Here is a 23,769-nt window from a genome sequence, read left to right as displayed (position 1 = left end):
CTCAGCCGGCGTCCGAAACGACGCCGGTTCTTTTTTGCCTGGAATTCGGCAGATGGATGAGGAAGGGCTGGCGTCTTCGCCATGGCGGGCCCGGGCGAGCCCCTTTCGGCATTTTGGAATTGTGCATACCCTCCGGGGATCCACTGGAGTGATTTGCCCATGTTCGATATCGGAAATCTGGCGACCATCGCCGCCGCTTTCTTCGTGGCGGCGCCTTCCCCGGGACCTGCCACGATTGCTGTCGCATCCCAATCGATGAGTGCGGGGCGAAAGGCGGGTCTCGTCTTCGGATCGGGGCTTGCCGTCGGGCTGGCAGTCTGGGGGGTGGTCGCCGCTGCCGGAATGGGGGCCATATTGCAGGCATCCACCGGCGCACTGACGGCCATGAAACTGCTCGGCGGCGCCTACCTGCTCTGGCTCGCATACGGCTCGGCGCGATCTGCCGCCCGGCCACGGGCCGCTCCGACGGACATGGCGAAGAAACCTCGCGCTTTTCTCCGCGGCCTGTTGCTCAACCTCTCTAACCCGAAGGCGGTCTTTGCGTGGATGGCCGTCCTCTCCCTCGGATTGGGCGATGGCAGCGGCACCGGCCAGGTCGTCCTTGCCACCGGGACCTGCATGGTCCTTGGCGGCCTGATCTACGCAACCTATGCGGTCGTTTTCTCCACGCAGGGCGCAATGGACGGCTACGCCAGGGCGCGCAGGTGGATCGATGGCGTGGTTTCCGGATTGTTTGCCGTTGCGGGAATCGGCCTCATCCGCTCCGCATTCGCGCGGCAATGACGGCTTTTTGGCGTCGGCATGCAACTCATGAGCCTTGTCGACAAATTCCTGCGGCGGCGCAGAAAACTCCCGTGGCCCACCGGCGTCAAAGCGCCGGGCAATTCATGAATTTCTCTCATGGTTGCATGCGACAGCGGCGGACTAATCCGGGTGTCACGTCGCTCCTACGTTAGGTGGCGGAATTGGCACCATCTGTCAGGAGACGACGCAATGACCGACTTCACCCGATCTGTAACAGCCACCGATACGCCCGATGCAAACCGCCGCAATCTTCTGAAGGTTGCCGGCGCCGCCGCCGCCCTGGGCGCGGCCTCGTTCACCGGCACGCGCGCCTTGGCGCAATCTGCCGCCACCTGGGAGACGAGCTGGGACAAGACCTTCCCCAAGAGCGACGCCGTCGACCATGAGAAAGTCACCTTCACCAACCGCTACGGCGTGCCCCTCGTCGGCGATCTCTACATGCCGAAGGACCGCGGCGAGGAACCGCTTCCCGCCCTTGCCGTCGCCGGCCCGTTCGGCGCGGTCAAGGAGCAGGCCGCCGGCCTTTACGCCCAGACCATGGCCGAGCGCGGCTTCATCACGCTGGCCTTCGACCCGTCCTATGTGGGCGAGAGCGGCGGCGAGGTGCGCGACGTCGCCTCGCCCGACATCAACACCGAGGACTTCATGGCGGCCGTCGACTATCTCGGCCTGCATAAGGGGGTCAACCGCGAGCGGATCGGGATCATCGGCATTTGCGGCTTCGGCGGCATGGCGCTCAATGCCGTTGCGGCGGACAAGCGCGTGAAGGCGGTCGCGACCGCCAGCATGTACGACATGTCCCGCGTGATGGCGAAGGGCTATTACGACAAGATGACCGCCGAGGAGCGCGCCGCGGCGCTCGAAAAAATGAGCCGCCAGCGCTGGGCCGACGTGGAGGCCGGCGAGCCGGCGATGGCGGGCGGCCTGCCCGACAGCCTGGACGGCATCGATAGCCCGATGATCCAGATGTATTTCCGCTACTACAAGACGGATCGCGGCTACCACAAGCGCTCGGTCAACTCGAACGGCGGCTGGACCGTGACCAACCCGCTGTCCTTCATGAACATGCCGCTGCTCACCTATGTCGACGAGATCGCGCCGCGCCCGACGCTGATCATCGCCGGGTCCGAGGCCCATTCGCGCTACTTCAGCGAGGACGCCTATGCCGCCGCGGCCGAGCCGAAGGAACTGATGATCATCGACGGGGCCGACCACTGCGACCTCTACGACCAGGTCGACATCATCCCCTTCGACAAGCTGCAGTCGTTCTTCGAAAGCCACCTGGCCTAAGAGAATGCGCGCCGTGTCTGCCGAGCCATTGGCAGGCACGGCCTTGCGCGGCTCCCGCATTGGGCCGGGCCGCGGATGCCGCCTATTGAGCCTCAACGCCGGCACCCGGGCGTTGCCCGCGCGCCTCTTCGATCAGCCAGTCGCGGAACGCCGCCACCTTCGGCCGCGCGAGACGATCCCTTCCGCTCAACACGTAGTAGCAGAAATTCAGCGGCGTGTTGAGGTCCGGCTGGAACGGGCGGACAAGGCGCCCGGCGGCCAGATGACCGGCGACGATCCTGTCCCCGACCAGAGCCACACCCTGGCCGTCCAGGGCGGCATCCACCGCCATGCCCTCGTGCGTGAAATGGAGGCCGCGCATCGGGTCGATGTCGCGTAGCCCCGCCGCCATGAGCCACATGCGCCAGCTCGCCTGCGCGTCCGACCATTCGACATGCAGTAGCGTGTGCTGCCGCAGGTCTTCCGGGCGCGCCAGCGGCGTGTCGCCGTCCAGCAGGGCCGGACTGCAGACGGGGATGTTGCGCTGGCTGAACAAATGGTCGACCCGCACTCCCTTGTAGTCGCCCAGCCCGTAGCGGATCGCCACATCCACCTCGCCGCGAGCGACATCGACCAGACGGTCGGTGCCGTCGATCCTGATCTCGATGTCGGGATGCCGTGTCCGGAACCGGTCCAGCTTCGGCACCAGCCACATGGACCCGAAAGACGGACTGACGCTCACAGTCAGCAGGCCGCTATCGCAGAAGGTGCGCATCTCGTCCACGCCTTCTGCCAATTTGTCGAACCCTTCCGTCAGAACCGGCAGGGCCGCCTCACCCGCATCGGTCAGACGCAGCGCGCGCGTCAGCCGATGGAACAGGTCGACACCCAGCGCATCTTCAAGCGCCTTCACATGGTGGCTGACCGCCGCGGGCGTCACGTTCAACTCGTCCGCCGCCAGCTTGAAACTGAGGTGGCGGGCAGCGGCTTCGAAGGCGCGCAGGGCGTTCAGGGGCGGAAGCGCTCGGGTCATGTTTCATACCATAGCAAATCTAATGCATCGCGCCAGTTCTTCTCGTTTGTCGGCCCTCCGCATTGTCCCTAGATTTTGCCTAGATACGGAATGCACGGGTTTGCCGCGAAAGGAACAGCGCATGTATGCGGATCAAAAAATTCTATTTCATATGGACGCGGACATCGTCGGACAGATGTGCGGAGCCCGGTGCTCGGGTATTGGAGAGAACGGTTCGCGGGGCGCATCCGGTCCGGTCCTGCGCCAGGGCCGCCGCATCGACGCCCTTGCCGCGAGGAGCGGTCCCGCAACGTGGATACGGCGCCTCGTCGGGCCGGTTGTCCGGTGGCGCGACCGCCGGACTGCCATCCGCGCACTGGAGAGCTTGAACGATCACCAGCTCAAGGATATCGGCCTCGGGCGGGCCGACATCCCGTCAATTGTCGCCAAAGGCCGGAAGACTCAGAAAAACAGGTGGTGAAACCGACGACAGGCGCCGCGGTGCCGGTCGGGCCAAACGGCCAGGGACCCGCGTCGTCGCCGGCAGGCTTGATGATGTCCGGGATCAGTCGTCCGTCGGCGCATCACCTTCGGGTGCCTGGCCTTCGGCGCCGCCATCGTTGCCGTCAGGGCCGGCATCGGGACCGGTCTCTCCGCCTTCGCCTTCCTCGCCGTCGTCTTCCCCGTCCATCTCGTCGTCCTCGCTGATGCGGCTGACGGAGACGACGTGTTCGCCCTCGGCGGTGTGGAAGACGCGCACGCCCTGGGTCGAGCGGCCGAGCATGGAGATGCCCTCGATCGGACAGCGGATGAGGTGGCCGCCATTGGTGACCAGCATGATCTGGTCGCCGTCCTCCACCGCGAAGGAGGCGACAAGCGGCCCGTTGCGGTCGTTGACGGTCATGGCGATGATGCCCTTGCCGCCGCGCCCGGAGATCCGGTACTCGAAGGACGAGGAGCGCTTGCCGAAGCCGTTTTCCGAGATCGTCAGGACGACCTCTTCCGCCGCGCCCATTTCCGCATAACGCTCCGGACCCAGCTCGACATCCTCGGCCGGCTCCTCGCCGTCGATCTCGGGCGCCTCGCCGATCTCGCCGGCGACCGCGCGGCGCATCTTGAGATACGAGTTGCGCTCATCGGGCGAGGCCTCGAAGTGCCTCAGGATCGACATGGAAATGACGGTGTCGTCGTCGCCGAGATTGATGCCGCGCACGCCGACCGAATCCCGGCTCTGGAAGACGCGAACGTCGGTCACCGGGAAGCGGATGCAGCGCCCGTTCGCCGTCGTCAGCATCACGTCGTGGTTCTCGGTGCAGGTCTCGACCCCGAGGATATCCATGTCCTCGTCGAGCTTCATGGCGATCTTGCCGTTCTGGCGCACGCCGATGAAATCGGAGAGCTTGTTGCGGCGGACGGTGCCCTTGGTGGTCGCGAAGACGACGTCGAGGGTCGACCAGCTTTCCTCGTCCTCCGGCAGCGGCATGATCGTCGTCACCCGCTCGCCCGGCTGCAGCGGTAGCAGGTTGACAAGGGCCTTGCCGCGCGCCTGGGGCGCGGCCAGCGGCAGCCGCCAGACCTTCATCTGGTAGGCGATGCCGCGCGAGGAGAAGAACAGCACCGGCGTGTGGGTGTTGGCGACGAAGAGGCGGGAGACGAAATCCTCCTCCTTCATCGACATGCCCGAGCGGCCCTTGCCACCGCGCTTCTGCGCCCGGTAGGTCGACAGCGGCACGCGCTTGATGTAGCCGCCATGGCTGACGGTGACGACCATATCCTCGCGCTGGATCAGGTCCTCGTCGTCGAAATCGCCGATGCCGTCAGCAATCTCGGTCTTGCGCGGGGTCGAGAATTCATCGCGAATTTCGGTCAGTTCGGTCTTCACAATATCCAGGATGCGCTGGCGCGAGCGCAGGATATCGAGATAGTCGCGGATTTCCGCGGCGATCTTTTCCAATTCGTCGCCGATCTCGTCGCGGCCGAGCGCCGTCAGGCGCTGCAGGCGCAGATCGAGGATGGCGCGGGCCTGCTCCTCGGAGAGCTGGTAGGTGCCGTCCTCGGCGACCTTGTGGCGCGGGTCGTCGATGAGCTCGATCAGCGGCGCGATGTCCTTGGCCGGCCAGTGGCGCTCCATGAGTTGCGCCCGCGCCGTCGCCGGGTCCGGCGCGCTGCGGATCAGGCGGATCACCTCGTCGATATTGGCGACCGCGATGGCGAGGCCGACCAGCACATGGGCGCGGTCGCGGGCCTTGGCCAGCAGATATTTGGTACGGCGGCTGACCACCTCCTCGCGGAAGGCGATGAAGGAGGTCAGGATGTCGATCAGGGTGAGCTGTTCCGGCCGCCCGCCATTCAGCGCCACCATGTTGACGCCGAAGGAGTTCTGGAGCTGCGAGAAGCGATAGAGCTGGTTGAGGACCACGTCGGCGACCGCATCGCGCTTTAATTCGATGACGATGCGCATGCCCTGGCGGTCGGACTCGTCGCGGATGTCGGAGATGCCCTCGACGCGCTTCTCGCGCACCAGTTCGGCGATCTTTTCGATCAGCGTCGTCTTGTTGACCTGGTACGGGATCGCCGAGACGATCAGCGCCTCGCGCTCCTTGCGGACGGTCTCGACCTCGACCTTGGAGCGGATGACGACCGAGCCGCGACCGGTCTCGTAGGCGGAACGAATTCCGGACCGTCCGAGGATCGTCGCGCCGGTCGGGAAGTCCGGTCCCGGCATGATCTCCATCAGCTCCGGCAGCGTAATTGCCGGATCCTCGATCATTGCGATCGTCGCATCGATCACTTCGCCGAGATTGTGCGACGGGATGTTGGTGGCCATGCCGACGGCGATGCCGCCCGCACCGTTGACGAGAAGGTTCGGGAACCGCGCCGGCAGCACGGTCGGCTCGGTCTCGGAGTTGTCGTAGTTCTCCTGGAAATCGACCGTGTTCTTGTCGAGATCGCTGAGGAGCGTGTGCGAGACCTTGGCGAGCCGGCACTCGGTGTAGCGCATGGCCGCGGCCGGGTCGCCGTCGATGGAGCCGAAATTGCCCTGGCCGTCGATCAGCGGCAGGCGCAGCGAGAAGGTCTGCGCCATGCGCACCAGCGCGTCATAGATCGCGCTGTCGCCGTGCGGGTGGTACTTACCCATGACGTCACCGATGACGCGGGACGACTTGCGGTAGGGCTTGTTCCAGTCATAGCCGTTTTCGTGCATCGAATAGAGGATGCGGCGATGCACCGGCTTCAGGCCGTCGCGAACATCCGGCAGCGCGCGCGACACGATCACGCTCATGGCGTAATCGAGATAGGAGCGCTTCATCTCTTCGGTAATCGAGATGGGGCGTATTTCCGAAGGAAGCGATTCCTTCGGCGGCGTGTTTTCGCTATCCGGCAAGGAAATGTCTCTTATGCGATGGGTGACACGGGTTTATAGCCGATTCCTTGGGCCGGGGGCAATTGCGCCATGCATATTCCCTTGGCCGAAATCGCTTTAATTTTCAAAATCTTCGCATCGGTTTGCGAGACCGGAAATGAAGCTTTTCAAGGGGTGTTCGGCACCGAAGGCGCCGCCTTCCCTGCTTGTCGCACAAAAGGTGGCTGATATTGTGGCGGCCGGCCGCGGAGCGCGCGGCCCCGAAAAGGATGCCATGGAATTCTTCCTCAACGCCTTTGCAACGCTGTTCGTGACCGTCGATCCGATCGGTCTGGCGCCGATCTTCCTTGCCGTCACCGCGGGCGTCTCGGCCGAGACAAGGGCGCGCATCGCCACGCAGTCCTCTGTCATCGCGCTGATCGTGCTGATGCTCTTCGCGCTCGCCGGCAACAATGTGCTCGGGCTCCTCGGCGTCTCGATCCCCGCATTCCGGGTCGCCGGCGGGCTGCTGCTCTTCTGGACCGCCTTCGAGATGGTGTTCGAGCGGCGCCAGCAGCGCAAGGAGGCGACGGCGGAAAAGGTGCTCGACCATTCCGAATCCGCCAACCTTGCGGTCTTTCCGCTAGCGATCCCGCTGATCTCCGGACCGGGCTCGATTTCAGCGTCGGTCCTGCTCGCCACCCAGACGCAATCCTTTGTGGCGCTCGCCGGCCTCCTCGGCCTCATCTTCCTGGTGATCGCCATGGTCTATGCGGTGTTCCGCATCGCCGAACGCCTCGACCGCTACATCTCGGAGACGGCCCGCATGGTGCTGACCCGTCTCCTCGGCGTGCTGTTGTCGGCCATGGCCGTGCAGTTCATTGCGGATGGGATCCGGTCGCTGGCGAACATGCCGGCGTAGGCCGGACGCGCCTGTGTAGGCTGGCGAGTACAAACTGGACCGTAGGAACAAGCCGCCCCTGGATTGCTTCGCTTCGCTCGCAATGACGGTGAGTGGTGATTCTGCATATTTTTCAATGTCATTGCGAGGAGGCCGAAAGGCCGACGCGGCAATCCAGCAGCCGCTTGCTCCGACGATTATGGAGTGCAGTGCGATCCCACGGTCTCCGAAAAACGAAAACGGCCGGCGCTCCAGAAGGAACACCGGCCGGTCTCAATCACATTCTTACGCTATCGCTCAGGCGCCCTCACCCTCTGCCGCTTCCGTCTTCGGCTCATCGCCGAACGGCCGGTGGTCGTCGCGCAGCGCAATATAGATCGCCGGGATGACGAGGACCGTCAGCAGCGTCGAGGAGACGAGGCCGAACAGCAGCGAAATGGCGAGGCCCTGGAAGATCGGGTCGAACAGGATCACCGCCGCACCGATCATCGCCGCCACCGCCGTCAGCAGGATCGGCTTGAAGCGGATCGAGCCGGCCTCCAGCAGCACGTCGCGCAGGCTCCGCCCGCTCGCCCGCGAGTGGATGATGAAATCCACCAGCAGGATCGAGTTGCGGACGATAATGCCGGCAAGGGCGATGAAGCCGATCATCGAGGTTGCCGTGAACGGCGCGGAGAACAGCCAGTGGCCGAGCATGATGCCGATGAGGGTCAGCGGCACCGGGGTCAGGATGACCAGCGGCAGCTTGAACGAGCCGAACTGGGCGACGACCAGCACGTAGATGCCGAGGATGGCAATGGCGAAGGCCGCGCCCATGTCGCGGAACGTCACCCAGGTGACCTCCCACTCGCCGTCCCACAGGAGCACGGGGCTCGCCTCGTCCTCCGGCTGGCCGTGCAGGCGCACTTCGGGCTTGCCGATCTCGCCCCAGTCGACGTCGTCGAGCCGGTCGGAGACGGCCATCATGCCGTAGACCGGGGCCTCGAAATCGCCGGCGAGCTCACCGTAGATCATTTCCGTCGGTCGGCCATTGTGCCGGAACACGGTGTAGGAGGTCTCCTCCTCCTCCACGACGACGACGTCGCCGAGTTCCACGATCGAGCGGTTGCCGGGGAGCGCGTTCGCCGGCACCGGCGTCGACAACAGCCGCTCGGTGACCTGCAGGTCCTTTTTCGGCAGCCGCACCGCGATCTCGGCCGGATGGCGGCCCGAGCCGCGGTGGGAATAGCCGACCGTGACGCCGCCCATCAGCGCGGAGATGGCGTCGTAGACAGCCTGCTCCTCGACCGAATGGTATTCCAGATTGTCCTGGTCGATGCGGATGCGCTGGCGGGTCGTCTTGCGGCCGTAGGAATCGTCGACGTCGACGATGAACGGCACCTCGCGGAAGAGGTTCGCCACCTTGGCTGCCACCTCGCGCCGCGTTTGCGGATCGGGCCCGTAGATCTCGGCCAGCAGCGTGGAGAGCACCGGCGGGCCGGGCGGGACCTCGACGACCTTCACCGACGTGCCGTCCGGCACCTCAAGGCCGGCAAGGCGCTCGCGCACTTCCAGCGCGATCTCGTGGCTGGTCCGGTCGCGGGCGTCCTTGCCGGTCAGGTTGAGCTGCAGGTCGCCCATCTCCGGGTTGGAGCGGATGTAGTAGTGGCGCACCAGGCCGTTGAAGTTGAAGGGCGCGGCCGTTCCCACATGGGACTGGATCGAGACCAGTTCGGGCAGGTCGCCGACCCGCTCGGCGGCCATCTCCAGCACCCGGTCGGTTGCCTCAAGGCTCGCCCCTTCCGGCAGGTCGGCGACGACCTGGATCTCCGACTTGTTGTCGAAGGGCAGCAGCTTGACCGTGACGTCCTTGGTGTAGAACAGCATGGTGGAGACGATCGTCGCCGCGCCGATCAGGATGAGGAACGTCCAGGCGCCGGCGCGGGTCGCGATGATCGGTTTCGCCGCCATGCGGAAGACGCCGCCGAGCACGCCGCCGGGCCGCGCGCCGCCGTCATGTCCGTGCGCGCCGGCGTGTTCGGGCTTGCCGAGCTTCATCATCAGCCACGGCGTCAGGATCACCGCGACGAAGAACGAAAAGATCATCGCGGCCGACGCGTTGGCCGGGATCGGGCTCATATAGGGGCCCATCAGGCCGGAGACGAAGAGCATCGGCAACAATGCGGCGATCACCGTCAGCGTGGCGACGATGGTCGGGTTGCCGACCTCGGCGACGGCCTCGATGGCCGCACGCACGCGCGTTCGCCCGTCGCGCATCGCCCAGTGGCGGGCGATGTTCTCGATGACGACGATGGCGTCGTCGACGAGGATGCCGATGGAAAAGATCAGCGCGAACAGGCTCACCCGGTTGATGGTGTAGTTCATCAGCCAGGCCGCGAACATGGTCAGCAGGATCGTCGTCGGAATGACGATGAAGACGACGATGCCCTCGCGCCAGCCGATGACGAGGCCGACGAGGATGACGATGGAGATCGTCGCAAGGCCGAGGTGGAACAGGAGTTCGTTGGCCTTCTCGTTCGCCGTCTCGCCGTAGTTGCGGGTGATGTCGACGGTCAGCGCCTCCGGTACCAGACGGTCCTTCAGGTGCTCCACCTTGGTCAGGATTTCTTCCGCGATGACCACCGCATTGGCGCCGGAGCGCTTTGAGACGGCGACCTCGACGGCCGGCACGCGGGTGAGCTTGCCGTCGGCGCCCATGGTCATGTGCCAGACCCGGTGCTCTTCCGGCACCGCGTCGACCACCACCTTGGCGACGTCGCGGACATAGACCGGGCGGCCGTCGCGGGTGGTGATCAGGAGGAGCCCGATATCGGGAATGCCGCGCAGGGTCTGGCCGGCGACCAGCGGGATGCTGGCGTTCTGGTCACGGGTGCGGCCGGCAAGGAACGAGCGGTTGGCCTGCTTCACCTTGCCGACGAGCTGTTCCAGCGTGACGCCGAAGAGCGAGAGCTTTTCCGGGTCCGGCTCGACGCGGATCTGGTCGGCGCGGCCGCCGACGAGATAGGTCAGGCCCACATCCGGCAGCTTGGCGACCTCGACGCGCAGTTCTTCCGCGACGTTGTAGAGCGCGTTGTCGTCCCAGTTCTCCGCATAGTCCGGCTTCGGCGCGACGGTGAGGACGACGATGGCGACGTCGTCGATGCCACGCCCGACGATCAGGGGCTCGTTGATGCCGAGGGGAATGCGATCGCGGTTGGCGCGGATCTTTTCGTGGACGCGCAGGATGGCGTCGTCGGAATCGGTACCGACATAGAAACGCGCGGTGACCATGACCCGGTCGTCGGAGGTCTGGGAATAGACGTGCTCGACGCCGTCGATGGCCTTGACCACCGTCTCTAAGGGCTCGGTGACGAGCTTGACCGCGTCCGGCGCCTTCAGGCCATCGGCATTGATGAAGATGTCGACCATCGGCACGGAGATCTGCGGCTCCTCCTCGCGGGGAACCGACATCAGCGCGACGAAGCCGAGGGCCAGCGCCGCGAGCAGCAGGAGCGGCGTCAGCGGCGACTGGATGAACGCCTGGGTCAGGCGTCCCGAAAGGCCGAGATTCATGACATCACCAGCGTGTCGCCGTCGGCAACGCCGGTCAGGACCTCAATGAACGTCTTGTCGTCCTTGCGGAAGCGCCGGCCAAGCTGGACCACCACGTCGACGATCTCGCCGTCCGGCCGCTTCAGCCGGACGAAATCGATGCCGTAACGCGTCTTCACGAAGGATTCCGGGATCGCATAGGTCGAGCGATGGCCGGCGGAGACCCGCACCAGCGCCCGCTCGCCGACGAAATAGTCGCCGAGGTCCTCGACCGTTGCGTCGGCGACGACACGGCCGTTCTGCAGCTCCGGATAGACCTGCTTGATGGTGCCCGTGACCGTCGCCGGCGCCGCCTCGTCGGCGCCGAGCTGGCGCCTGGCGACGAAGATCTTGTCACCGACCGCCATGAAGCGGGCGTGGCGTTCCGGCACTTCCAGGCGCAGGATATAACCCTCCGCGGCGATGGTCGCGACCGTCTCGCCGGCCATGATGACGGCGCCGGTGGTCACCGGGACCGTCAGCACGCGGCCGTCGGTGGGGGCCTCCACGGCGCCCTCGGCGAGCTGCTGCTCGACGACGGAACGCTCGGCCTTGGCCGAATCGAGCTTGCGGGTGGCGACCTCGGCCGCCGTCTCCAGCTCGTCGAGGCTGGCCTGGGAGATGATGCCGCGCTGGATCAGCGTCCGGCCACGCTTCAACTGGGTCTCGGCGTTATCGTATTCGGCTTCGGCCACCTTGATCTGGGCGGCCAGCGAATCGAGCGTCAGGGCGAGCTTGGGATCGCCGACCATGGCGATCACCTCGCCGGCCTTGACCGCCTGGCCCTCGTCGACGCTGAGGGTCGCCACCGTGCCGCCGATCCGCGCCCGGCCGGGCACCGTGTCGATCGGGCGCACCTCGGCATAGACCGTCTTCAGGTCGACCACGTCGACCCGTTCGACGTTGAATTCGGTTTCGGCTCTCGCCACGCCGGCCGCCATCACGGCAGCAAAAAGTCCGGCCGGCAGAGCCCACCGCATTGTCCGTTTCATGAAATCCACCTGTCGCTGCCGCCGCGGCGGCCAGTCTCACATATTAGTTGTTTCTTATATAGAGCACCGGAACCCGAAAACTCAAGGGGTGAGTTTGACGACGGCCTCATGGCCGCCGAAACCGTGCACCGAATCGCCGGCCCGCACGGTGACGCTTTCGATGCCGGCCGGCAGTTTTACGCCGCTGAGGCTGCGAGTAAAGGGTTGCTCGTTCACGTGTGGATGGTGGAGGACCCTGGTGGCGAGCACCGTGCCGTCGGGGCCGACGACCTGCCATTTGTCGGCGTAGTGGTCCCAGCCCTCGTCGGCATGGCGGACGGTGACGCGGAAGGTCCAGGCGCCGGATGGGGCTTTGGACGCTTCGGCCGCGACCACGTCGGCCGCGCCGGCGACCGCGAGCCGGGGCGACAGGACGACCGCGGCTGCGACCAGCGCAAACGCCAGGGCGGCGGCCAGGTTACCGCGGTTGGGCTTTGACAATGGCGGTCCTGCCTGGTCGTTCATGACATCTTTTCCGAAAAGTCGTTGCGGCCCGCCGTTGAACCTTTGTAATCGGAGGGCGTTAGAAACGGGACGGCGCGTTTCGGCCGGCCGAGCCGCACCGAGACCATGGTAGCAGGGAACGGATGCCGCGGGACGCCGGCCCCGCGCAACGATTGTCACGAACACGCGAGGACGGGACCGATGGCCGCACACGGATCGAAGAAAGTCATCTATGCGGCCCTTGCCGGCAATTTCATGATTGCCGTCACCAAGTTCGGCGCCGCCGCCTTCACGGGGTCCTCGGCGATGCTGTCGGAAGGCATCCACTCCCTCGTTGACACCGGCAACCAGGGGCTCCTGCTCTACGGCATGAAGAACGCCAGCCGGCCGGCCGACGAGGAACACCCGTTCGGCTATGGCGTGGAGCTCTATTTCTGGGCCTTCGTCGTCGCCATCCTGATCTTCGCGGTCGGCTCCGGCGTTTCCATCTACGAGGGCATTTCCAAGGTGCTCGAGCCGCACCCGGTCAGCAATCCGCTGGTCAACTTCGTCGTCCTCGGCCTTGCCTTTGCCTTCGAGGCCGTCGCCTGGTGGGTGGCGCTGCGCGAATTCCGCTCCACCAAGGGCAAGCGCAGCTACATCGAGGCGGTGCACGACTCCAAGGATCCGACCGTCTTCACCGTGCTCTTTGAGGATTCCGCGGCGATGCTCGGGCTCCTCGTCGCCTTCCTCGGCCTCGTCGGCATGCAATACACCGGCTGGCTCTGGCTCGACGGCGCTGCCTCCATCGTCATCGGCGTCATCCTTGCCGGCACCGCCTTCCTGCTTGCCTTCGAGACCAAGGGCCTGCTGATCGGCGAGGCCGCGGACCCGCGGACCGTCGCCGCGATCGAGCGCATCGTGGAGGCCAATCCGACCGTCGAACAGGTCAACGAGATCCGCACCCTGCACCGCGGCCCGAACGACGTGCTGCTCGCCCTTTCCGTCGACTTCGAGAACACGCTGACGGTCGGCAAGGTCGAGGAAGCGGTCTACGCCATGGAGATCGCGATCCGCGAGGCGTTCCCGGTGATCCGCCGCGTCTTCATCGAGGTGCAGGCGCGCCAGCACCACGAAAAGATGCTGGCCGCGGAGTTGGCCGAGGGCGAGGTCCCCGGCATGACGCTGGGGACGCCGGCGGATGGCGGTGGGGCGGCGACGGACGCGAATGCCGGCGGTTCGGATGCCGGTGGCCCGCCGTCCTGACAGCTACCGGGGCCGCACGTTCGTCAGTGCTGTCCGGCAAGGGCGGCCCGTCGACTGTAAGTCCGTTGCAGAACGGAGCTCATGTCGGGTGGGCAGAGATAAAGAGGACGCGGATTCGCTCTCTATCACGCCCCCTCTCATGCGCCTTTGCCGGAATAGACCGGCGAGCGCAGACCTAACCGTCAGAGCAAGCCGCTCCTGGATTGCTTCGCTTCGCTCGCAATGACGAAAACCGGGATTTCCCTCGTATTTTCAACGTCATTTCGAGGAGTCCGAAGGCCGACGCGGCAATCGAGACGGCGCTTCCGCCTCTCCAAACCTAGACGTCGAGCTTCGATGCCTCCGCGCGCGATCCGGCCGTCGATCGAGGGGCCAACATGGCGCCCAGACGACAGATCAGAACGGGATCTCGTCGTCGAAGTCGTTGCGCGCCGGGCGCGAGGGTGCGTTGCCACCGCTGCCGCCGCCGCGGTCCATCGGGCTGGAACGGCCGAAATCGGAGCCGCCGGAACCGCTGTCGGCGAAATCGCCGCCGCCGCCGCCGCTGCGGCCGTCGAGCATGGTCAGCGTCGAATTGAAACCCTGAAGGACGACCTCGGTGCTGTAGCGCTTCTGGCCCGACTGGTCTTCCCATTCCCGGGTCTGCAACTGGCCTTCCAGATAGACCTTGGAGCCCTTCTTGAGATACTGCTCCGCGATCCGGCACAGGCCCTCGCTGAAGATCACCACCCGGTGCCACTCGGTGCGCTCGCGGCGCTCGTTGGTGTTGCGGTCGCGCCAGGACTCGCTGGTGGCGATGCGCAGATTGACCACCGGACGCCCGTCCTGCGTCCGGCGCACTTCCGGATCGGCGCCGAGATTGCCGATCAGAATGACCTTGTTGACCGATCCAGCCATAGTTCTTTCCAGTACTGAAATGTGCTTCCGTCGTTGCCGCACAGCCTAGCGGGCGCCCGGCGCCGGGGCCAGCGCGGCCAGCCCCCTTTCCACAGGCGAGTCGCGGCGAACCGTGCCGCGCGGCGCCATGTTTTCTTTTTGTTCTTTCTATCGTAGGACAGGCAAAAGCACAAGGCAAGCCCGCCGAGCGGTCTTGAAAGCCCCGGAAACCTGCCGGACAAGCCGCTTCCCGCCACCCTGCGCGCCGCCCGGCCGCGGCCCTTGGCAGAGACGCGTGTTCATCGTATGTTCCAAGCGTCCTTAACGTCGACTCGCAAGCTTTATACAAATGCTACAGGCCGCCGGTCCGGTCCCGTGCGGTGTGTGGCGTAATCCTCCTTGTTGCGCGGCTGCGCATCTGGCCTATATCGCGTTAGGATCGGACGCCCGACGCCAGGGCCTGCCCGATCTGCCTACCCAAACCGACCGGGCCGCTTCCTGGCCGCCGATGCGGGCGGCAGGCCACCCGTTTCCGCCGGACTGCCGGCGCCCGAACCGTTCCCCAAGGCACGGAAAGTCCGATGACGACCAAATATCTCTCCATTCGCGGTGCCCGCGAACACAATCTGAAGAATGTCGACCTCGACATCCCGCGCGACCAGCTCGTCGTCATGACGGGGCTCTCCGGGTCCGGCAAGTCCTCGCTCGCCTTCGACACGATCTATGCGGAAGGCCAGCGCCGCTATGTGGAGAGCCTGTCGGCCTATGCGCGCCAGTTCCTGGAGATGATGCAGAAGCCCGATGTCGACCAGATCGACGGGCTGTCGCCGGCGATCTCCATCGAGCAGAAGACGACCTCGCGCAATCCGCGCTCCACCGTCGGCACGGTGACGGAGATCTATGACTATCTGCGCCTGCTGTTCGCGCGGGTCGGCATCCCCTATTCTCCGGCGACCGGCCTGCCGATCGAGAGCCAGACCGTCAGCCAGATGGTCGACCGCATCCTCGCCCTGCCGGAGCGCACCCGGCTCTACCTGACGGCGCCGATCGTGCGCGGGCGCAAGGGCGAGTACCGCAAGGAACTGGCCGAGCTGCAGAAGAAAGGCTTCCAGCGGGTCAAGATCGACGGCACCTTCCACGAGATCGGCGAGGCCCCTGCCCTCGACAAGAAGTTCAAGCACGACATCGACGTGGTGGTCGACCGCATCGTCGTTGCCGGCGACATCGCCAGCAGGCTGGCGGATTCTCTGGAGACCGCGCTGGGGCTCGCCGACGGCCTGGGGGTTGCCGAATTTGCCGACGAGACCGACGACAAGGGCGCCCCGAAGCGGATGATCTTTTCGGAGAAATTCGCCTGCCCGGTCTCCGGCTTCACCATTGCCGAGATCGAGCCGCGCCTGTTCTCCTTCAACAACCCGTTCGGCGCCTGCCCGACCTGCGACGGCCTCGGCACGACGCTGGAATTCGAGGCCGACCTGGTCGTGCCCGACACCTCCCTTTCCCTGCGTGAGGGCGCGGTGCTGCCCTGGGCCAAGACCGGCAACACCTCGCCCTATTACACCCAGACCTTCGAGGCGATCTGCCGGCACTTCAAGGTGTCGATGTCGACGCCCTGGCGCGAACTTCCGGACGAGGTGCGAAACGTCATCCTCTACGGCTCCGGCAAGATGCCGATCACCTTCGTCTATGACGACGGGCTGAGGCGCTACCAGACCAACAAGACCTTCGAGGGCGTCATCGGCAATATCGAGCGGCGCTGGCGCGAGACGGAATCGGCCTGGGTGCGCGAGGAGCTGTCGCGGTTCCAGTCCGACCATCCCTGCGATGCCTGCTCAGGCTACCGCCTGAAGCCGGAGGCGCTTGCGGTCAAGATCGACGGCCGGCATATCGGCGAGGTGACGGCGATGTCGATCCGCCGCGCTGCCGAATGGGCCGAGACCCTGCCGGAAAACCTCACCGACAAGCAGAACGAGATCGCCTACCGGATCCTGAAGGAGATCCGCGAGCGGCTGCGGTTCCTCGTCGATGTGGGCCTCGACTATCTGACCCTTGCCCGTGCGTCGGGCACGCTTTCCGGCGGCGAGAGCCAGCGCATCCGGCTCGCCTCGCAGATCGGCTCCGGCCTCACCGGCGTGCTCTACGTGCTCGACGAGCCGTCCATCGGCCTCCACCAGCGCGACAACGCCCGCCTGTTGGAGACGCTGAAGCACCTGCGCGATCTCGGCAACACCGTCATCGTCGTGGAGCACGACGAGGACGCCATCCACACCGCCGACTATGTCTTCGACATGGGCCCCGGCGCCGGCGTCCATGGCGGCCGGGTGGTCTCGCACGGAACGCCGGAGGAGATCGTTGCCGATCCGGCCTCGCTCACCGGCCAGTACCTCTCCGGCGCGCTGGAAGTGCCGCTGCCCGCCGTCCACCGCAAGCTGCCGAAGAAGAAGCGGCTGAAGCTGATCGGCGCACGCGGCAACAACCTCAAGGACGTCACCGCGGAAATCCCGCTCGGCACCTTCACCTGCATTACCGGCGTTTCCGGCTCCGGCAAGTCGACGCTGCTGATCGACACCCTCTTCAAGGCCGCCTCCCGGCGCATTTCCGGCTCGCGCGAGCAGCCGGCGCCGCATGAAGGCTTCGAGGGGCTGGAATTCCTCGACAAGGTCATCGACATCGACCAGTCGCCGATCGGCCGCACGCCGCGCTCCAATCCGGCGACCTATACCGGCGCCTTCACGCCGATCCGCGAGTGGTTCGCCGGGCTGCCGGAGGCCAAGGCTAGAGGCTACGCACCCGGGCGCTTTTCCTTCAACGTCAAGGGCGGGCGCTGCGAGGCCTGTCAGGGCGACGGCGTCATCAAGATCGAGATGCACTTCCTGCCGGACGTTTACGTCACCTGCGACGTCTGCAAGGGCCGGCGCTACAATCGCGAGACGCTGGAGGTCCAGTTCAAGGGCAAGTCGATCGCCGACGTGCTCGACATGACGGTGGAGGAAGGCGCGGAATTCTTTTCCGCCGTGCCGGCCATCCGCGACCGGCTGAGGACCCTGTCGCGCGTCGGCCTCGACTATATCCATATCGGCCAGCAGGCGACGACGCTGTCGGGCGGCGAGGCGCAGCGCGTGAAGCTCTCCAAGGAGCTGTCGCGGCGCGCGACGGGCCGCACGCTCTACATCCTCGACGAGCCGACCACGGGCCTGCACTTCCACGACGTCGCCAAGCTCTTGGAAGTGCTGCACGAACTGGTCGATCAGGGCAACACGGTCGTCGTCATCGAGCACAATCTGGAGGTCATCAAGACGGCCGACTGGATCATCGATCTCGGCCCGGAAGGCGGCGACGGCGGCGGCGAGATCGTCGCCACGGGGCGGCCGCAGGACATCGTCGCCGAGCCGCGCAGCCATACCGGCCGGTTCCTGAAGGACGTTCTCGCCCGGCATGACCGGACGAAGAAGTCGACAGCGGCGGAATAAGCGCTCTTACGGAGGCGCCGCGGGCCGTCGGTGGCCTATGATGTCCCCAGAGGCATTTTTAGGCGCACACTCGCGCGGCCGAGCGATTTGCCGCGCCACAAGCTTCCGAAGGCGGCAGAAATGCTGTGAGGGCTCGCCTGAGCCGCTCCTGCCGTTGCACGGGCAAAGGCCGCGCCGTACCGAAAGGGCCCGCCACCATGACCTTTGCGCTCCGCCTTGCCGGCTGTCCTCTCACGGCCGCTTCTGCCGTTCTCGGCGCCCTCCTCGTCTCGGCGCCGGCGACGGCTGCGGACACGGCCGACTGCGACGCACCCCATGCGGGCGACGATCTGCGCCACTGCTCCTTCAAGGGCCGCCAGCTCATCGGCGTCGACCTGCACGGCGCGGATCTTTCCGGTGTCGATTTCGGCAATGCCGTCCTGACCGGCTGCGATCTCACCGGCGCCAATCTGAAGGGCGCCGATTTCAAATGGGCCAATCTCAGCCATTGCCAACTGAAGCGCGCCGACATGTCCGGCGCCGACCTCTTCCACACCAGGCTCGACTACGCCGACATGACCGGCGCCACCCTGCACAAGGCCTTCATGTTCGGCACGGATCTCAACTATGCCCGGCTCGACGACGCGGACCTTTCCGGCGCCAACATGAAGGACGTGCTGATGGAGCAGACGCGGTTCCGCCGGGCCGACCTTTCCGGCGTCTACATGCTGCGCGGGGTCGTCATCGGCTCCGACTTCCGCTGGGCCAAGCTCGTCGGTACAGACATGACGGGCGCAAGCGCCGAGGAGGTCAACTTCTCCGGCGCCGACCTTTCCGGCACCAAGCTGTCGGGCGCCCAGCTCATCTCGGCCGCCTTCGTCGGGGCGCGGCTCTCCAATGTCGACTTTCGAAATGCCACTTTCGAGGACACCGATTTTCGCGGTGCGGTCGACCTGCCCGAATCCGTCGCGAAACGGCTGAGCGAGCGCTGGAGGGCCAACTGAGCGCCTCTTTCAAGGGCAGTCGACGGGCGTTCAAGGGCATTCAGGGGGTGTTTCGGGGGCATTCGAGGCAAAAAAGCGCAAAAAAACCACTTTGCCGCACGTCATTCCTTACCGAAATCTTTATTGACAAAGCCTAGTTTTTGATCTGTTTTTTGCTGGGGTCAAAACCTGGGCAACGGCGGCATCCAAGCAACTGCCCCGGTTTTGACATAATTTTCACTTCGGCCGTCGTATTTGCGACAGTCAAAGTCGTTTTCAGACCACGGATGCGACAGCCGCCACAATGCCGCCCAAAGGTCTCTCACGATCCATCTCAAAATATTACAAGCCCTTAATAATTAAAGGGAAATCTCTGTGCTTTCCGCATGAGAGCTATGCGTTTTTGCGCCTCCCGCCGGCAACACCGATCACTTAAGTCTCCTCTTGCCACGGCAACGCACCGAATGCGGAGCGCCGGGCGCGCAGTAGAAACCAAACCCGAGATACTCGGATTAAACTGACTGGGTGAAGCCATGTTCGACACCATCGTTCGCAACTACCGTTCGTGGCGCAAATACAACGCGACCTATAACGAGCTGATGCGTCTCTCCTCGCACGAGCTCCATGATCTCGGTATTTCGCGCGCCGACATTCCGTATATCGCTCGCCGGTGCTCGCACTAAGTGGCACAGGACCGAAGTTTACGGACACCGTTCGTCGCTGAGCCGACGGACCATTAACACCCGCCGGGTTCTCCTCCCTCCGGCGGGTGTTTTTGTATCTGCAGACACGTTTTTGACGGCGCTGCTCAGCCCGAGGCGGGCGATGCGGCGAACCAGGCGTCCAACGGCATGATGTCGGGCTCGATCCCGTTGCCGTGCGGCCAGGAATCGACGGCGTAGCCGCTGCCCGATTTTTTCTCCACTATCACCGCCGTTGCATGGGGATAGCGCCCGTCCAGGAAGAAACCGCGGGCGACGGGGCTCGCCACCCGGTGGTGCTTCAGATAGCCGTGGCGCTGGGCGATCAAGAGGACGCTCGTCGTGTTGGTCGCCTCGTCGAGGCAGTCCATCTGGCCGGCAACGCCGGCATTGTGCATGTCCAGCCCGCCGATATCGTTGGCCGAGCCCACCGCCGGGGCGACGCGCTTCTCGGCCCAGGCTATCGCCCGGCCGATGGCCTTCCTCTCGCGCTCCGGCGAGCGGTATCCCGCCCTCAGGATGCGTTTCAGACGATTGAGGTCGCGGCGCGTCAGCTTCACCGACGTGCGGCGGGCGCAGCCGAAGGCATGGCAGACGACGAGGCGATCCGGTCCCGGTGCAACGGCGTTGTGGGCGCCGTACCAGGCGTTCGGTGCCCCTGCCATCTGGCCGGCGCAGCCGGCCAGTGCCGCGGCGATGACGACGCCAGCCGCTGCCTTTCCAATCGTCATGCCGCATCACCCGAATCACTGAATCTTCTGCCAATTTACGGTTCCGCTGGAAGAAGTCCAAACACGACGAAGTCAGGGGCGTAACCGGGACCTGAAACGCTTGAAAGCGGCGCCTCGGCGCCATAGGTTCCGGACCATGTCAGATCCATCACAATCGAGCCCCGTCCACGTGGTCGGCGGCGGCCTTGCCGGCAGCGAAGCTGCCTGGCAGATCGCCAGCGCCGGCGTTCCCATCGTCCTGCACGAGATGCGGCCGGAGCGCGGCACGGAAGCCCACAAGACCGGCGATCTCGCCGAGCTCGTTTGCTCCAACTCGTTCCGCTCCGACGATGCGGAGAGCAACGCCGTCGGCGTCCTGCATGCCGAAATGCGGCTTGGCCGTTCGCTGATCATGGAGGCGGCCGATGCGCATCAGGTGCCGGCGGGTGGGGCGCTCGCCGTCGACCGGGAGGGCTTTGCTGCGGCGGTCACCGCAGCGCTCGAGGCCCATCCGCTGATCGAGATCCGCCGCGAGGAAGTGTCCGGCCTGCCGCCGGAGGACTGGGACAGCGTCATCCTTGCCACCGGTCCCCTCACCTCGGCGACGCTTGCCGAGGCGATCCGGGGACTGACCGGCGAGGACGCGCTCGCCTTTTTCGACGCGATTGCGCCGATCGTCCATTTCGACAGCATCGACCTTGAGACGGCCTGGTTCCAGTCGCGCTACGACAAGGCCGGCCCCGGCGGCACCGGCGCCGACTACCTCAACTGCCCGATGGACAAGGACCGGTACGAGGCCTTCGTCGATGCGCTGATTGCCGGCGACACAACCGAGTTCAAGGACTGGGAAGCCTCGACGCCCTATTTCGACGGCTGCCTGCCGATCGAGGTGATGGCCGCGCGCGGCCGCGAGACGCTGCGCCACGGGCCGATGAAGCCGGTCGGGCTGACCAATCCGCACGATCCGGACGTGAAGCCATACGCCATCGTCCAGCTCCGCCAGGACAACGCGCTCGGCACGCTCTACAACATGGTCGGCTTCCAGACGAAGCTGAAATACGGCGCGCAGGTCGGCGTGTTCAGGATGATCCCAGGCCTGGAAAATGCGGAGTTCGCCCGGCTCGGCGGGCTCCACCGCAACACCTTCCTCAATTCGCCGAAGCTGCTCGACGGAACGTTGCGGCTGAAGGCGGATCCACGGCTGCGCTTCGCCGGCCAGATCACCGGCTGCGAGGGCTATGTGGAATCGGCCGCCATCGGCCTCCTCACCGGCAGGCTCGCGGCGGCCGAACGCCTCGGCACGCCGCTTGTCACGCCCCCGGTGACGACGGCGACGGGCGCGCTTCTGTCCCACATCACCGGCGGCCACCTCGCCGACGAGACGGGGTCCGGCCCGCGCTCGTTCCAGCCGATGAACGTCAATTTCGGGCTGTTCCCGCCGGTTGAGATCGTCAAGCCGGAAGGCGTCAAGCGGTTCCGCGGCAAGGAAAAGGCGCGGGCCAAGAAGCTGGCGCTGGCGCGGCGGGCGCTCGCCGATTTTTCCGCTTGGCTGGATGGCGCCGCGGCTCGGACGGCCGCGGAATAGCGCTTCAGCGCGTCCTCGGCGTCACCACGACGACGAAGCGTCCGGAGGACAGTTCCACCGGTCCGTCTGTTTCCTGGCGCAAACGGGCCTCGTAGAACGTCACGGTGACGCGGCGGTCCCCGGTGGTGGCGCTTTTTGACAGCGGCACCTTCCCTGCGTCTTCGCCGCCCTCTTCCAGCGTCCGCTCGAAGGCCTCGGCAAAGTCGATGCGCACGGGCGATGCCGCGCCGACATCCACCCGGAATACGGTCTTGCCGACCCGGGCAACGGTCATTGCGCCGGCCCTGGCCGTGCGGTTGGTCACCGCCCAGAGGTCGAACGGGCCGAAGACGCCTATGCCACCGGCACGAAACAGGCGCGCGCCGCGCGCGGCGATGCGGGCCTCGCGGCGGTTGCGGGCGTTGACGCTCGCCGGGTCGATATCGAGGAGAGCGGAGATCCGGCGATAGACCTCGTGCGGATCGTCGGACTTGGCGAAAACGGCGCCATTCTCCTTGCCCAGCAGCGGGCGCAAGGCGTCCAGCCGATCGACATTGCGCAGGGCCTGGAGCGCGGACCTGAGATTGCGCCGCGTGTCGCCGTCGATCCCGGCACCGATCTCATCGTTGGCGACGAGCCGGCCGTCCTCGATCGCCCCCGCCTGGCTCAGCATCGCAACGATGCGCGCCGTCTGACTCTGCGCCGTCAGCGCCTCCGGACTGAGGGGTCCGAGGGAGCCGAGGAGAAAGAGAGCCGCGAGGATGCCGGGGACGAGGCGGATGTCGGCGCGGCCGAGGGTCGCCGTGAAGATCAGCGCCATCAGGCCGAGCCAGAGCGCGACGAGGGCGAGGAACACCCGTTCCGGCGTCAGGCCGTAGGCGTCGACGCGCAGCCACACGGCAATGGCGAGGAGGATGACGGGAACGATCGTTGCCGGAAACCAGAAGCGCCTGAACCCGGCAAAGAACGGCCCGACGGTCGCCCGTTCGCCGTAGAGCACGAGGAACGACAATGCGCCGATCGCGCCGAAGCCGGAGACCATCCAGCCGATCTGGTTCTTCGGCAACGCCCCGCTCACGGCGATCTGCGCCGCATAGGCAAGGAGCACGGCCGCATAGACGGTGAGCAGCGGCACCAGCACGAAGCGGTTCAACACATGGACCGGCGAGACGACGAGGGCCGACAGCCCCTCGACCCTTTCCAGCGTCCCGGCGACCGGCAGCATCGCCAGCCAGGCGACCGGGGCGAGGAAGCAGAGCGAGACGGGAAGCAGGATCTTGAAGGCGAGATCGCCGGAGCCGAGCCCGAACAGGATCTTGATGCTCTGCTCGATCAGCAGCACGCCGAGGAAGAACATCAGTGCGCCGAACAGCGCAAAGACCGCACCGATGAAGGCCTGCTGGTTGAACAGCCAGAAGGCGTCGAGATCGGCCCTTCCCGCCAGATAGGGCGCAAGGCCGACCAAGAGGACGGCAGCGCCGAGGAAGAAGAGATCGCCGGGTCCGAGGTCGCCGGTACCCAACACCACCGCGAGCGCGCCGATATAGAGCGCCAGGGCGATCCCCTGCCGCAGGAGCGCGCCCAACCGCCGCGCCTCGCCGAAAAGCGTGCCGGCAATGGCATAGAGACCACCGACGGTTAGCCCGAACAGCACCTTCTCGATGCTGTCCACCAGCGGCGCCGGCACCTCTTCGTGGGCCTTCATGATGGCAAGGACGGTGAGGACGGCGAAACCGGCGACGGCGACCGGGAAGCGCCCGATGACCGACCGGACTTCCGGCCCCAATTGCTGGACCTGGCGCGACACCCACGACATGGAACCCCTCCCGTTCGCCGGCAGCGGCTGCCGGCCCCGCCTGTCCTTGCG

At 65.7% G+C, this 23,769-nt stretch carries 17 protein-coding genes; 9 read left to right on the top strand and 8 right to left on the bottom strand.

Annotated features, from left to right (window positions below; all coding sequences use genetic code 11):
* The first annotated feature begins 159 nt into the window (after nucleotides 1-159).
* The gene (locus CH339_RS08650) at nucleotides 160-783 is read left to right on the top strand and encodes a LysE family translocator (RefSeq protein WP_111433944.1); all 624 of its coding nucleotides are present in this window, start codon (nucleotides 160-162) and stop codon (nucleotides 781-783) included.
* A gap of 210 nt (nucleotides 784-993) precedes the next feature.
* Nucleotides 994-2,094 carry an alpha/beta hydrolase gene (locus CH339_RS08645; RefSeq protein WP_111433943.1) on the top strand — a complete coding sequence of 367 codons (1,101 nt, stop codon included), beginning with the start codon at nucleotides 994-996 and terminating at the stop codon, nucleotides 2,092-2,094.
* Between the two features lie 82 nt (nucleotides 2,095-2,176).
* Here CH339_RS08645 and gcvA read toward each other — a convergent pair whose 3' ends face one another.
* Nucleotides 2,177-3,106 carry a transcriptional regulator GcvA gene (gene gcvA / locus CH339_RS08640; protein ID WP_111433942.1) on the bottom strand — a complete coding sequence of 310 codons (930 nt, stop codon included), beginning with the start codon at nucleotides 3,104-3,106 and terminating at the stop codon, nucleotides 2,177-2,179.
* Nucleotides 3,107-3,227: 121 nt separating this feature from the next.
* Here gcvA and CH339_RS08635 point away from each other — a divergent pair, with 121 nt between their 5' ends.
* On the top strand, nucleotides 3,228-3,566 hold the full coding sequence (locus CH339_RS08635) for a DUF1127 domain-containing protein (protein ID WP_170138447.1): 339 nt from the start codon (nucleotides 3,228-3,230) through the stop codon (nucleotides 3,564-3,566).
* 84 nt (nucleotides 3,567-3,650) lie between these two features.
* On the opposite strand, the gene gyrA is transcribed toward CH339_RS08635, so the two are convergent.
* Entirely contained in the window at nucleotides 3,651-6,395 is a 2,745-nt protein-coding gene (gyrA, locus tag CH339_RS08630; RefSeq protein WP_201240886.1) for a DNA gyrase subunit A, read from the bottom strand.
* Nucleotides 6,396-6,723: 328 nt separating this feature from the next.
* On the opposite strand from gyrA, the gene CH339_RS08625 reads away from it, so the two are divergent.
* Nucleotides 6,724-7,350, top strand: coding sequence for a MarC family protein (locus tag CH339_RS08625; protein WP_111433953.1), 627 nt, complete (start codon nucleotides 6,724-6,726; stop codon nucleotides 7,348-7,350).
* A gap of 276 nt (nucleotides 7,351-7,626) precedes the next feature.
* Here CH339_RS08625 and CH339_RS08620 read toward each other — a convergent pair whose 3' ends face one another.
* From CH339_RS08620 to CH339_RS08610, 3 genes are all read right to left on the bottom strand, one after another.
* Nucleotides 7,627-10,881, bottom strand: coding sequence for an efflux RND transporter permease subunit (locus CH339_RS08620; RefSeq protein ID WP_111433939.1), 3,255 nt, complete (start codon nucleotides 10,879-10,881; stop codon nucleotides 7,627-7,629).
* On the bottom strand, nucleotides 10,878-11,828 hold the full coding sequence (locus tag CH339_RS08615) for an efflux RND transporter periplasmic adaptor subunit (protein WP_245408126.1): 951 nt from the start codon (nucleotides 11,826-11,828) through the stop codon (nucleotides 10,878-10,880). Before CH339_RS08615 ends, CH339_RS08620 begins: the two co-directional genes overlap by 4 nt.
* Before the next feature lie 144 nt (nucleotides 11,829-11,972).
* Complete coding sequence (locus tag CH339_RS08610; protein WP_244668955.1) at nucleotides 11,973-12,395, bottom strand: hypothetical protein; 423 nt, start codon at nucleotides 12,393-12,395, stop codon at nucleotides 11,973-11,975.
* Nucleotides 12,396-12,575: 180 nt separating this feature from the next.
* Here CH339_RS08610 and CH339_RS08605 point away from each other — a divergent pair, with 180 nt between their 5' ends.
* Nucleotides 12,576-13,619 (top strand): cation diffusion facilitator family transporter, encoded by a 1,044-nt coding sequence (locus tag CH339_RS08605; protein ID WP_111433937.1) that lies wholly within the window; start codon nucleotides 12,576-12,578, stop codon nucleotides 13,617-13,619.
* A 396-nt stretch (nucleotides 13,620-14,015) separates the two neighbouring features.
* Here the strand turns inward: CH339_RS08605 and CH339_RS08600 are convergent, their stop codons facing one another.
* Nucleotides 14,016-14,516, bottom strand: coding sequence for a single-stranded DNA-binding protein (locus tag CH339_RS08600; protein ID WP_111433936.1), 501 nt, complete (start codon nucleotides 14,514-14,516; stop codon nucleotides 14,016-14,018).
* A 560-nt stretch (nucleotides 14,517-15,076) separates the two neighbouring features.
* On the opposite strand from CH339_RS08600, the gene uvrA reads away from it, so the two are divergent.
* The 3 genes from uvrA to CH339_RS08585 all read left to right on the top strand — a co-directional run bounded on the left by uvrA (nucleotide 15,077) and on the right by CH339_RS08585 (nucleotide 19,610).
* Complete coding sequence (gene uvrA / locus CH339_RS08595) at nucleotides 15,077-17,965, top strand: excinuclease ABC subunit UvrA (RefSeq protein ID WP_111433935.1); 2,889 nt, start codon at nucleotides 15,077-15,079, stop codon at nucleotides 17,963-17,965.
* A gap of 197 nt (nucleotides 17,966-18,162) precedes the next feature.
* The gene (locus CH339_RS08590) at nucleotides 18,163-18,948 is read left to right on the top strand and encodes a pentapeptide repeat-containing protein (protein ID WP_111433934.1); all 786 of its coding nucleotides are present in this window, start codon (nucleotides 18,163-18,165) and stop codon (nucleotides 18,946-18,948) included.
* A gap of 512 nt (nucleotides 18,949-19,460) precedes the next feature.
* The gene (locus CH339_RS08585) at nucleotides 19,461-19,610 is read left to right on the top strand and encodes a DUF1127 domain-containing protein (RefSeq protein ID WP_111433933.1); all 150 of its coding nucleotides are present in this window, start codon (nucleotides 19,461-19,463) and stop codon (nucleotides 19,608-19,610) included.
* A 125-nt stretch (nucleotides 19,611-19,735) separates the two neighbouring features.
* On the opposite strand, the gene CH339_RS08580 is transcribed toward CH339_RS08585, so the two are convergent.
* A complete protein-coding gene (locus tag CH339_RS08580; RefSeq protein WP_111433932.1) occupies nucleotides 19,736-20,359 on the bottom strand; it encodes a hypothetical protein in 624 nt (207 codons plus the stop codon).
* 136 nt (nucleotides 20,360-20,495) lie between these two features.
* On the opposite strand from CH339_RS08580, the gene trmFO reads away from it, so the two are divergent.
* A complete protein-coding gene (trmFO, locus tag CH339_RS08575; RefSeq protein ID WP_111433931.1) occupies nucleotides 20,496-21,923 on the top strand; it encodes a methylenetetrahydrofolate--tRNA-(uracil(54)-C(5))-methyltransferase (FADH(2)-oxidizing) TrmFO in 1,428 nt (475 codons plus the stop codon).
* Between the two features lie 4 nt (nucleotides 21,924-21,927).
* On the opposite strand, the gene CH339_RS08570 is transcribed toward trmFO, so the two are convergent.
* Nucleotides 21,928-23,718: a DUF4153 domain-containing protein gene (locus CH339_RS08570; RefSeq protein ID WP_146610141.1), complete on the bottom strand. Its 1,791-nt coding sequence runs from the start codon at nucleotides 23,716-23,718 to the stop codon at nucleotides 21,928-21,930.
* Nucleotides 23,719-23,769: the final 51 nt, after the last annotated feature.

It is taken from the genome of Rhodobium orientis, from assembly GCF_003258835.1.
Taxonomy (GTDB): Bacteria; Pseudomonadota; Alphaproteobacteria; order Rhizobiales; family Rhodobiaceae; genus Rhodobium; species Rhodobium orientis.
The sequence above is the reverse complement of the archived record's forward strand: the minus strand, read 5'-3'. Positions and strand labels throughout refer to the sequence as shown.